The organism is Alteromonas sp. 5NW40-0090 (assembly GCF_057552975.1).
In genome coordinates this window covers 313,073-323,848 of sequence record NZ_BAAJLT010000005.1, presented here as the reverse complement: position 1 = coordinate 323,848, position 10,776 = coordinate 313,073, and the positions used below count along the sequence as shown (strand labels likewise).

The 10,776-nt window shown below is 42.9% G+C and carries 12 protein-coding genes; 8 read left to right on the top strand and 4 right to left on the bottom strand.

What is annotated here, in order from left to right:
- Nucleotides 1–503 precede the first annotated feature (503 nt).
- Nucleotides 504–1,451 (bottom strand): hypothetical protein, encoded by a 948-nt coding sequence (locus tag AC27KT_RS08580; RefSeq protein WP_487129064.1) that lies wholly within the window; start codon nt 1,449–1,451, stop codon nt 504–506.
- 253 nt (nt 1,452–1,704) lie between these two features.
- On the opposite strand from AC27KT_RS08580, the gene AC27KT_RS08575 reads away from it, so the two are divergent.
- The 8 genes from AC27KT_RS08575 (at nt 1,705) to AC27KT_RS08540 (ending at nt 7,611) form a co-directional block, all read left to right on the top strand.
- Entirely contained in the window at nt 1,705–2,397 is a 693-nt protein-coding gene (locus tag AC27KT_RS08575) for a tRNA-uridine aminocarboxypropyltransferase (protein ID WP_014976631.1), read from the top strand.
- A 74-nt stretch (nt 2,398–2,471) separates the two neighbouring features.
- Entirely contained in the window at nt 2,472–2,969 is a 498-nt protein-coding gene (gene tpx, locus AC27KT_RS08570) for a thiol peroxidase (protein ID WP_487129062.1), read from the top strand.
- 122 nt (nt 2,970–3,091) lie between these two features.
- On the top strand, nt 3,092–3,922 hold the full coding sequence (locus tag AC27KT_RS08565; RefSeq protein WP_487129060.1) for a sulfurtransferase: 831 nt from the start codon (nt 3,092–3,094) through the stop codon (nt 3,920–3,922).
- An 82-nt stretch (nt 3,923–4,004) separates the two neighbouring features.
- A complete protein-coding gene (gene cobB, locus AC27KT_RS08560; RefSeq protein WP_487129058.1) occupies nt 4,005–4,730 on the top strand; it encodes a Sir2 family NAD+-dependent deacetylase in 726 nt (241 codons plus the stop codon).
- A 12-nt stretch (nt 4,731–4,742) separates the two neighbouring features.
- Nucleotides 4,743–5,369 (top strand): LysE family translocator, encoded by a 627-nt coding sequence (locus AC27KT_RS08555; RefSeq protein WP_487129056.1) that lies wholly within the window; start codon nt 4,743–4,745, stop codon nt 5,367–5,369.
- An 82-nt stretch (nt 5,370–5,451) separates the two neighbouring features.
- Entirely contained in the window at nt 5,452–6,183 is a 732-nt protein-coding gene (locus tag AC27KT_RS08550; RefSeq protein ID WP_487129054.1) for a YciC family protein, read from the top strand.
- Nucleotides 6,176–6,967 carry a glucosaminidase domain-containing protein gene (locus AC27KT_RS08545; protein ID WP_487129052.1) on the top strand — a complete coding sequence of 264 codons (792 nt, stop codon included), beginning with the start codon at nt 6,176–6,178 and terminating at the stop codon, nt 6,965–6,967. Before AC27KT_RS08550 ends, AC27KT_RS08545 begins: the two co-directional genes overlap by 8 nt.
- Complete coding sequence (locus AC27KT_RS08540; RefSeq protein WP_487129050.1) at nt 6,964–7,611, top strand: DUF2987 domain-containing protein; 648 nt, start codon at nt 6,964–6,966, stop codon at nt 7,609–7,611. Before AC27KT_RS08545 ends, AC27KT_RS08540 begins: the two co-directional genes overlap by 4 nt.
- Nucleotides 7,612–7,631: 20 nt before the next feature.
- Here the strand turns inward: AC27KT_RS08540 and AC27KT_RS08535 are convergent, their stop codons facing one another.
- From AC27KT_RS08535 to uspE, 3 genes are all read right to left on the bottom strand, one after another.
- Nucleotides 7,632–8,657 carry a patatin-like phospholipase family protein gene (locus AC27KT_RS08535; RefSeq protein ID WP_487129048.1) on the bottom strand — a complete coding sequence of 342 codons (1,026 nt, stop codon included), beginning with the start codon at nt 8,655–8,657 and terminating at the stop codon, nt 7,632–7,634.
- On the bottom strand, nt 8,658–9,611 hold the full coding sequence (gene ttcA, locus AC27KT_RS08530) for a tRNA 2-thiocytidine(32) synthetase TtcA (RefSeq protein WP_474807971.1): 954 nt from the start codon (nt 9,609–9,611) through the stop codon (nt 8,658–8,660).
- A 148-nt stretch (nt 9,612–9,759) separates the two neighbouring features.
- On the bottom strand, nt 9,760–10,683 hold the full coding sequence (gene uspE, locus AC27KT_RS08525; protein ID WP_487129046.1) for a universal stress protein UspE: 924 nt from the start codon (nt 10,681–10,683) through the stop codon (nt 9,760–9,762).
- Between the last annotated feature and the right edge of the window lie 93 nt (nt 10,684–10,776).

The window sequence follows — 10,776 nt, the reverse complement described above, 5'->3', positions numbered from 1 at the left end:
GCGATGCCGATTCAAAACTGGCGTCAGGCGATGAGTCGTTTTATTATCGAGTTCGAGGAGCGCCTCGAAAAACATATTAACTAATGGCAGTTACACAGAATCTGTTACAGGCCCGTTTTTAAAGGTTTAAGATATTGTTATAACGTAGAGAAAAATATCGCTATAATGGCATCTGTATCTAGACCTGGTGTTCATAGAAACTTCGTTATTGATAAAGTCTATTCTTGTTAAAATTCTTCCCGTAAGACAGCCCATTTATGTATGGGCTAATTCCTACTCTCGATTCTCTCAGTGATCCAGTTTTCTATTTCATCTTCTATCCAGGCAACCGTCTTGGCTAATAGTGGCGATTCAAAGTTTAAGGGAAGTGGACAATGGATTTTCTATTATTTTTTCCACAATTGTTAGCTAAAGTCTATTAGTTTCTAATTAGTCACTGAGTACCTAAACGAGAAATCTTCGTTTTTACTTCTAACTTTCATCGGGTTTTGCGGTGATATGCCTTAAATAATTAATTGGCATTTTGTAGGATAAAAACCAAAACTCACTCTACTATCTTTGCTATTTTGTTGTACCCAAAATAGACGAAACAGCCTATTGGGGTAATCTTCGTTCAAGCTATCTATAAAACTGCGTTCACCTAGACTTATCTTATTATCTACAACAATCCAAAGCTCACAATCAGGCTCTATATATTCAAAGTGAACATAATCTAGCAATTGCCCTACGGCATTTCGAATGAGCATGCGGTTGGAATTAGAATTATAAAAAATATCTTTATCTGCTGATGTCTTCAACTCTATATATATTTTTCTAGGTAAACCTTTTTCTTGTAAAAACTTTGGGACATTAGCTTGAATATCTATAACAGCAGTTTGCTTGTTATCCAATTGGTCAACACGCACTTCGGTTTCAATGTCCTCAAGACTAGACTGCCGTTTCAACCATTTTGTAAACTTCCGTGATAAGTCAATGTGTCTAGGTTCAGGAGCTAAACGAGTAAACATGTTGTCTGACTTCGTTTCTGTTTCGCTATTAGATACTTCACCAGCACCACAAAAATAAGCGTATTGCTTTGTCGAGAGCAAGTCGTTTAATTTATCAAAGTCTGTTTCATCTCGAATCTCCAAAATCCACTTTTTTTGCCTCTTCGTCACGACGGTTTTGAGGTTTCCATGTTTTTTTAAGAACGCCTTAGAAGGGGGGTTGAAAGTGACAACTTGGACAGACTCTTTAAGTCTACGTACTGAGATTCTAGCGAAGGGAAAGCGCTCGAAATTATATCGAGGCGGGCCTTTGGCGTCACAGCAAAACCTAGAGTCGCCTCCATCATAATTTAAGGCCATGTAGTTGATGACTTTTAAAAAATTATATAATTTATTACGTTTACCTAGAAAAAGTGTCTTGATATTGTCGTGCAAAAATGCATCTTTCACTGTTACTTTCTTCATTTTTAAACCTATGACGTTACATTCATATGTAACTTTAACTTTGTGTGCGTGTGAATATTATTTCTTTGAACTAAGTACAATATAAAAGATACTTCATCACAAAAAAACGCACGTTTTTTAAATGATAGCCGTGCAAAGACACATAAACTAGCTAACCTAAAATTGATATTTGTTAGACTCGCTCTTTTACTTCGTTTTACTATGGTAAAATCCGTAAAAATTTTGGCAAAGACGTACTATCTTGAATTCTGTTATGTCACTTCGTTTAGACGAGTTATCTCGTGCTGAACGTCCATTCCACGCTCGTGGGAGTAAAGTAGTTCGCTGCGACGCGTGTCTACTTCCAACGCAAAACTGTATTTGTGAATTTAAGCCTGAGGCTGGCACTGATGTGGCGGTTTTGTTCTTGATGTACAAAGGCGAATATTATAAGCCTACTAATACCGGTCGTTTAATTGCGGACGTGGTTAAAGATAACCACGCATTTTTGTGGAAGCGCACCGAGCCAGAAGAGGCGCTATTGGCGTTACTTCGTAACGAAAAATATTTTCCTATCGTGGTATTTCCACACGAATATGCTGCAGCTGAACGTTGTATTGATACGCCACCATTGAATACAGGAAAAACGTTACTATTTATTTTCTTGGATGGAACGTGGCGTGAAGCAAAAAAAATGTTCGTGAAGAGCCCTTACTTGCATGACTTTCCTGTGTTGGGCGTGAGTATGGACGTAGCGTCAGATTATCTACTACGCGAATCTACCCATGATTTCCAACACTGTACTGCTGAAGTTGGTATTAGCGTTTTAGACCTTGCAGAACAGAAGCAAGGGGCACAAACCTTAGCGCATTATTTCAGTGTGTTTAGACGGGAATATTTAAAAGGTAAGCCGCATTTGCAGCATAAGCTTGCGTTTGCAGAGTCGCAGGTTAAAAGTAACATTTAAAAAGCGTCACTTTTATTTGCGAAAGTATTGTTTTACATCCACTATTTCATATTAACAAAACACGGAGAAAGCGAATGGCATCAGTTACTTTTCAAGGCAATACAGTTACGACAAAGGGTCAGCTTCCTGAAGTAGGTACATCTGCACCAGGCTTTACATTAGTGAAAGCAGATTTGGGTGAAGTAACACTGTCTGAGCTTGCAGGAAAAAATGTGGTATTAAACATTTTCCCTTCTATCGACACGGGAACATGTGCAATGTCTGTGCGTAAATTCAACGAAGAAGCGGCAAAATTGGATAACACTACAGTTATCTGTGTATCGGCAGATCTTCCGTTTGCAGCGGGTCGCTTCTGTGGTGCTGAAGGTATTGAAAATGTACTTACAGGCTCGACTTTCCGCTCAAGCTTTGGTGATGACTATGGTGTTACCTTTGAATCAGCGCCGCTTACTGGGCTGCTGTCTCGTTCAGTAGTGGTTATCGATGCCGAAGGCAAAGTGGTTTACACAGAGCAAGTTGCAGAAACAACAGAAGAGCCGAACTACGACGCGGCTATCGCAGCTCTTAGCTAAGTAGATCCGCAACATAGGTTAGTTGGTTAGCTAACTATGTAATGTGTTTGAATACGTACCGATTTGTTTTATCGGGGTATTACAGGGCACTCACTGATGTGGGTGCCTTTTAGGAGAATGTAATGGCATCGGTATTGCTCTCAGTTGGTGAATTAGCCAATGTAATGCAACAAAAGCCGGTAACGCTTGTACGAGCGTTAATGGACGACCCCGTTTCAAAAACACCAGATACGCGAACGGCAATGGTTTTACCTGCGTCAGTCGACTTTGACTTAGATAGTGAAGGTAGCGATCACACTACAGGTCTCCCTCACAGTATGCCTTCTGCAAATGACCTTGCTATTTATCTTGGTAATCAGGGCATAACAGCGAATACACCTATTACGGTATACGATACCCGTGGAATATATTCTGCGCCGAGAGTGTGGTGGATGTTAAAAGCGTTGGGCCACCAGGATGTTTATCTATTAAATGGCGGGCAGCCTGCATGGGAAAAAGCAGCGCTGCCGGTTTCAGAACAACAACAATACGGAAAATTAACCTATCAAGCTACGCCTAGGCCTGGTTGGTTCGCAAATTCCGGTGCAGTACTTCAGGCAATAAATACTGAAGCGCAACTTGTTGATGCGCGCAGCGCGCCGCGATTCAAAGGAGAAGTGTCAGAGCCTCGTGAAGGAGTACGTTCAGGTCATATGCCTGGTGCGTTTAATATTCCTTTTGACACCTTACTCAAAAGCGGGCACTTTTTGCCAGTTGAGCAGCTTAAGGCTGTTTTTGACCGCGCTAATATCGATTTACGCAAACCTATTATTTGTACGTGTGGTTCTGGCGTTACCGCCTGCATAATTGGTGTGGCGGCATTATTGTGCGGCGCTACTCAGGTTTCAGTATACGATGGCTCTTGGTCAGAGTGGGGCGCTGATACTCAATATCCTGTGGTCAAAGATATTTAAAGAGTCGCGGCTTTTAACTAAATAAATACACAACATGCTAATCGTATAATTAGCTCTATAACTACAGAGTAAGAACAACCTGATGCCATCTGATCAATCTCTACCCAATATTGTTATTCTTACCGGTGCGGGTATTTCCGCTGAATCTGGATTAAAGACATTTCGGGATAATGACGGCCTTTGGGAAAATCATCGCGTAGAAGAGGTGGCTACCCCAGAGGCTTTTGAACAAAATCCTAGCTTAGTTTATCGCTTTTACAACGCTCGACGTGCGCAGTTACAGCAAGACGACGTGAATCCTAATGCAGCGCATGAGGCGCTGGCCAAACTTGAGAAAGCGTTCGGTAGCAACCTGATGTTGGTTACTCAAAATGTGGATGACTTGCATGAGCGCGGTGGAAGCCAGTCTGTTTACCATATGCATGGCAAGCTGCTATCGGCGCGCTGCGCTATAAGCCAGCAGACTTTTGACTGGAGTGATAGTTTTGATCACACCACTCAATGCCCGTGTTGCAACAGAGTAACCTTACGACCGGATATCGTGTGGTTTGGTGAAATGCCCATGTACATGGAAGAGATTTACGATGCGCTTTCAAAGGCTGATGTGTTTATTGCTATTGGCACATCAGGTAATGTCTATCCTGCCGCGGGTTTTGTTCAGATCGCTAAAGAAAGTGGCGCACACACCATAGAGGCAAATTTGGAGCCGGGCGTAACTAATGCATTGTTCGATGAATCGCTAACAGGCCCTGCTTCTCACATCGTCCCACAATGGGTTGATCAATTAATATCGAAATACGCGCTGTAGGAGGCGCATAACATGCAGTATTTGAATGAGTTTCTTACCATTGCGTTGGTACACCTTGTGGCTGTTGCTAGCCCAGGTCCAGATTTCGCGGTGGTTGTTCGAAACAGCGTGGCCTATGGCAGGCGTATCGCCATGTACACCAGCATCGGGATTGGATTAGCTATATTACTGCATGTGGCTTACTCGTTAGTGGGGCTTAGTGTGGTTATTGCAACTACTCCATGGTTATTCACCACGTTTAGCTATGCCGCCGCAGCTTATTTACTGTACCTTGCGTTTGGTGCGCTTAGAAGCGGGCCTGTAAAGCAGGACCCGGTAGTTAACGCTGAAAAGAAACCATCCCAGATATCGGCAAAGCGCGCAGTTTGGATGGGCTTTCTAACAAATGGGCTTAACCCAAAAGCGACGCTGTTTTTCCTCTCGTTGTTTACTGCAATTATTAGTATTGATACCCCATTTGAGGTGAAACTTGGCTACGGGATCTATTTAGCTATAGCTACTGGTCTGTGGTTCTGTTTTCTTTCATACCTTTTGAGCACCAGTAAAGTAGCTGAGCTTATTGGTAAAAAAGGGTATTGGTTAGACCGTGCGATGGGTGTACTACTCGTCGGTTTAGCTGCGAAATTAGTACTAGGTTAACGTTTGTTTACCTTACAAACAGGCATTTGTTTTTGTGAGTTGGTATAATCGCGCCGATTTTTTAAAAAGATAAGAGAGTTGTGTGAAAGACGTAAACCAAGACCGCCTGAACAATACGTTGTCTAAACAGTATCAATTTGATACCAAAGGTCTATTGCGCCGCGCTGCCGGTTTAACAAAGGCAAACTTTTCATCATTGCTGCAGGGAAGTGTTGTTCTATTTTTAACGTTTGTCGTGTTAGGTGTATTTGCTCAGCAATACATTACGATAAATGACGATGGAACTTACGTTTTTGAGCATCAGTCAATCATTGAAATTGTCGCAATTTGCATCGTCGCTCCGTTACTGACAGGGTTATATATGATGGGGGTCTTTGTAGCGCGAGGTACTAGAACGACAGTATTTACCGTATTTCAGTTTTTCCCCTTGATATTTTTGCTGGCGCTTACTCAGTTAGTAAACAGTATTCTTGTTCAGCTAGGTATGATGCTGCTTATCATTCCTGGTCTTTACTTTTATTTAGCGTCGTCTTTTTCTTTAATGTTAGTCGCTGATAGAAAGCTAACGCCAATTAGCGCGATTATCCTTTCCTGTCGCGTATTTAATGCATACTGGGTTCAAATCGCCAGCATATTTGGTGTGTTCTTTTTACTGTTTGCTTCAGTGCCATTAACGCTGGGGTTTTCACTTATTTGGGTATTACCGTTTTATTTTAGTATGATGGGCTTGCTCTATCAGGAATTAATTGGCGAGCAGGGAGTAAGCACGGAAGCATCTGAAAACGATGTGAATGAGTCTAGCTTCGATGCATAAACGTGAAACCTTTAAAATAGTCCTTATAACGCTGGGCGTTTTGGCGGTAATCGTCATCAATGCCATTATTTTTACAAAGGACGAGCCGGATATTTTAGACATACCGCAAACGGTTGAAGCCAAAAAGCCGGTGCCTAACTTCTCTGCTTATACAGATGTAAAAGAGAAGAAAGAAGCGTTTTTTAACTATTTACGACCTGAAGTAGAGAAGCAGAATGCTTATCTACTTACGTTAAGGCATTACGTGCAAACCTTGTACAGGAAGGCGTTAGCCAACGAGTCGCTCTCTGAAGAAGATATGGCAAGGCTTGAATGGTTAGAAGAGGAATATCGAGTTAAGCCGACGCAACCGTTAAAGATGAAACTGTTGGCGCTGTTGCAAAAAATTGATGTTCTGCCTGCGGAGTTGGTACTTGTGCAAGCTGCGAACGAGTCAGCTTGGGGCACAAGTCGCTTTGCAAGAAAGGGCTATAACTTCTTTGGCTTATGGTGTTTCTCTAAAGGGTGTGGCTTTGTTCCGAACCGTCGAAACGATGGGGCATCTCATGAAGTTGCCAAATTCGACAGTTTGTCACGTGCTACGTATACCTATATGCGAAATTTAAACCGCCACGACGCGTATGCGGATTTAAGAGAGATCCGCAGCCGACTGCGTGCAAACCAAATTCCTATTACTGGTGTTGCGTTAGCTGAAGGGCTAATGAATTATTCCGAGCGCGGAGCCGCTTATGTTGAAGAGCTTCAAACTATGATCCTATTTAACGAGGAGTTTTTATCCGAATGATACGTGCTGCTTTATTTTTTGCTTCATCTCTGTTTATTGGTGTAGGCAGTTCTTCCGTTGCTGCTGAAACGATAGATGTTGAGTACAGCCGTTTCTATAGCCATGTTAAAAAGCTGGATAATGAAGATACCCAAGCACTTCAGTTTGCATTTGGGTTTGTTCGTGTTGGTGAAGGGCGTTTATGTGAAGTTAACGAAGCATCTATTGTTACTGATAAGAAAACGATGCCTTTAGAGGTAACGGATGAAGGGCGTTTTACTGTACCTACTGAGAAAGCACTGAAGCTGGCTAATGCACTGGTTCGAATTGACCTTAACGAGCGGGCTAACGTGTGTGATATGTCGGTACAACTTGAAACCAAACCGGAATACCTTAAGCAGTATTACACAAAAGACGACCTTACTTTTTTGTATGGTCAGTACGAAGCTTTCTTTAATGAAATGGGAAGCTTTTTGTCTTTCATGATGCCTTCGGTAAAGGGCTTGATGATTCAATTTGATGACAAGAATTTAGATTTCATTACACCACAAGGTGTGCAAATCAATAATGGCGTGTTGCATCTAAAACAAGATTGGATCAACGACGCAAAAGGCTTAACGTTACCTCAAGAGCCGCTGCGCGTAACTGCTATGGCTTCGAGTTAATCGGCTGCTAAAATTAGGTATCAGGTTAGTAACTGATACCTAATTTGCTCTGCTACACGGGCGATGGTCTCTTCACCCTTGGCGCATAGCTCTTCAGCACGATGAAATTCCATAATACCCACATCGGTAAGTTGAGGTTCAATAAGAATGTCTGGTGGATCGCCTGCTAAACGAGAGCGGGTAACGCGAGCTTGAAGTATTTCAAGTGAACTACTCATTACGCTCATAATTCCCGGCGGGTTGCGCTTATTCACCTTTGCGGGCACTTCGGTAAACTCTTCTTCCACTTTTTCAATAACTTCAGAAGCAATGCTTTCTTCGGCATTCACATCTTCAGAAGCATTGACTTTAAGCTGCTCTTCACTTTCTTCTGACGCTTTGTCTTCTTTACTATCAGGCGAAAACCATTGGCGTAGTACGTTTTGGCTTTTAGTAAAAAAGTCCTCAGTTTTGCGCTGGTTTTCTTCATGATCTTGTCTCAACTTTTCAAGACGAAGTGGTCGAAAATCGGCGTTAAGGTTAACCGCGATTACAAAATCGGCCCCTAATTGGCGACACAAGTTCACCGGTACAGGGTTTACAACGGCACCGTCTACCAACCAACGATCACCGTGTGCTACGGGCGCAAAGAGTGCGGGAATAGCACATGATGCTTGAATGGTGTCGCCAATAGGGCCTGAATTAAATACAACTTCACGTCCGGTATAAAGGTCAGTTGCCACTGTTGCAAAGGGTTTCAGCATTTCTTCATAAGAGGAAACACAAAACTCGCTGGCAAGCTTATCGAAAACTTTCTGTCCGCTTGCGATGCCCCCACGTCTAAGGCCTACACCCATAAGAGCCAATACCTGCCAATCGCTTAGCGAACAGGCCCATTCTTTTAAACCTTCTAGCTTACCACTTGCGTAGGCAGCACCAACATAGGCACCAATAGAGCATCCCGCTACAACGTCAATTTTTACGCCGAGTTTTTCTAAAGCTTCAATGATACCTATGTGCGTCCAGCCCCTTGCGGCTCCGGCACCTAGCGCAAGTCCAATTTTCATTTACTTCGGTTCCATAATGTTTATTACTTCAATAGTATTATCTTCATCACTGAAGTCCGTACTATTTTCTGTAGTGAAAGCAGGTTCATCAAACCCGATATCACCGTCTTCTACCGGGCCTTCTTGTGTAGCTATAGCTTTAAAATCATAAAGGTTGCTGTCGATTAAGTGTGAAGGCGCTACGTTTTGAAGCGCACGGAACATTGACTCTATACGACCTGGGAAGCGACGGTTCCAGTCTTGAAGCATAGCCTTTATGTTTTGGCGCTGTAGGTTTTCTTGTGAGCCACAAAGGTTACACGGAATAATCGGAAATTCAGCGGCCTGAGAATATTTCTCGATGTCTTTTTCTGTGCAGTACGCCAATGGACGAATAACGATGTGTTCACCGTTGTCGCTGACTAGCTTTGGCGGCATAGACTTAAGCTTGCCACCATGAAACATATTGAGGAAAAACGTTTCTAGCATGTCGTCGCGGTGATGACCTAATGCAATTTTAGTCGCACCTAACTCTTTTGCTGTGCGATACAGAATACCCCGGCGCAAGCGAGAACAAAGCGAGCAGGTAGTTTTTCCCTCTGGAATTTTGTCTTTAACGATAGAGTAGGTGTCTTCTTCTACAATCTTGTAGTCAACGCCTATGCTTTCTAAATATTCAGGCAAAATATGTTCAGGGAAACCAGGCTGTTTTTGATCAAGATTAACCGCAACGATATCAAAGTGAATAGGCGCAATCTTCTTTAAAAACAATAGAATATCAAGCATGGTGTAGCTGTCTTTACCGCCAGATAAACACACCATAACTTTGTCGTTGTTTTCAATCATACCGAAATCGCCAATAGCTTTACCTACGTTGCGGCGAAGTCGCTTCTGAAGTTTGTTGAAGTTGTACTTTTGCTTACTTTGCGCAGCGTTTAATGGCGACGCGTCAGCACTGTTTGTGCCTAAACTCATAATTAACTAGCTTGGTTTGTGATAAAGCCGCCATTATACATTAAAGCGGCTTTTCGAGACCATGCTTGTGAAGTTAAATTTGTTGGTGACATACCGTGTTGGCCGCTAAGTAACGGCAAACACGGGCTATGTAGTACCGATGAAAAGACTACACCGACAACGGCGACACAAATCCATCTGGCTTAATAGCAAGCACATCGCAATTGAGTTCGTCGATCACGTGTTCTGCAGTGTTACCAATTAGGGCCGCTGAAATGCCCACACGGCCAACGGTACCAATAACAACCAGCTCTGCATCCAGTGTTTTTGCCACTTGCGGGATGACCTTTTCCGGAAGGCCTTCTCTTACTACACATTTGTTTTCAGGAATACCGTACTTTAACGCGTGACTACGCATTTCCTTTAAATGATGATTTTTTACCGCGTCGTGATAGGTATCGGGGTCGAACTCGGGTACTTCTATGGCGATATTAAGTGGTGTAGAAGGGTAACTGTTGACCAAGTTTACGCTACCTTTCAATAAAGAGGCGTAGTCGTTAGCAATGAGGGTGAGCTTATCGTTAAGTGCGGCATGCTCATTGTCTTCACTGCCTACGTTTACTGCCGCAATAATCTCTCCTCCTTCTGGCCAGTCGTGCTCTTTAACAAGCAATACTGGGCGAGGGCATTTACGCATTAAATGCCAATCTGTGGGGGTGAAAATAACAGAAGCAAGATCGTCGTGCTTTTTGGTTGCTTTTACCACTAAATCTATCTGATTGTTTAGGGTGTAGTAAATAATCGACTCATACGCGCGATTATTCCATTCTACAACGATATCAGTTTCAGTGAATCCTTGCTCTCTTAAGTGGGTAGCAAGCCATTTTGCATGCTCCTTTGTGACTGCATCGCGCATTGACTCGCGCTCATCCGGGCTAAGCATGGTCGTCATATCGTAAGATAAGTCGTATACCACCATCATGGCGGTAACTGAAGCACCTGTTTTTGAAGCGAGTTCATAAGCACGGCTTAGTGCAGGTTGGTTATCGCGCTCGGCATCTACCACGGCCAGAATTCGTTTACACTCAATCATAACGTCCCCCTAACTACAAAACTTAGTAGCGGCTGTCGAAATCGAAGCTTTCTAATACTAACTATAAACGACATTGGGAAAAACGTAAGTTGT

Bases quoted from the DNA above. Each gene is read 5' to 3' on its own strand.
- AC27KT_RS08580 (WP_487129064.1), bottom strand. From the start codon at position 1,451: ATGAAGAAAGTAACAGTGAAAGATGCATTTTTGCACGACAATATCAAG.
- AC27KT_RS08575 (WP_014976631.1), top strand. From the start codon at position 1,705: ATGTCACTTCGTTTAGACGAGTTATCTCGTGCTGAACGTCCATTCCAC.
- tpx (WP_487129062.1), top strand. From the start codon at position 2,472: ATGGCATCAGTTACTTTTCAAGGCAATACAGTTACGACAAAGGGTCAG.
- AC27KT_RS08565 (WP_487129060.1), top strand. From the start codon at position 3,092: ATGGCATCGGTATTGCTCTCAGTTGGTGAATTAGCCAATGTAATGCAA.
- cobB (WP_487129058.1), top strand. From the start codon at position 4,005: ATGCCATCTGATCAATCTCTACCCAATATTGTTATTCTTACCGGTGCG.
- AC27KT_RS08555 (WP_487129056.1), top strand. From the start codon at position 4,743: ATGCAGTATTTGAATGAGTTTCTTACCATTGCGTTGGTACACCTTGTG.
- AC27KT_RS08545 (WP_487129052.1), top strand. From the start codon at position 6,176: ATGCATAAACGTGAAACCTTTAAAATAGTCCTTATAACGCTGGGCGTT.
- AC27KT_RS08540 (WP_487129050.1), top strand. From the start codon at position 6,964: ATGATACGTGCTGCTTTATTTTTTGCTTCATCTCTGTTTATTGGTGTA.
- AC27KT_RS08535 (WP_487129048.1), bottom strand. From the start codon at position 8,657: ATGAAAATTGGACTTGCGCTAGGTGCCGGAGCCGCAAGGGGCTGGACG.
- ttcA (WP_474807971.1), bottom strand. From the start codon at position 9,611: ATGAGTTTAGGCACAAACAGTGCTGACGCGTCGCCATTAAACGCTGCG.
- uspE (WP_487129046.1), bottom strand. From the start codon at position 10,683: ATGATTGAGTGTAAACGAATTCTGGCCGTGGTAGATGCCGAGCGCGAT.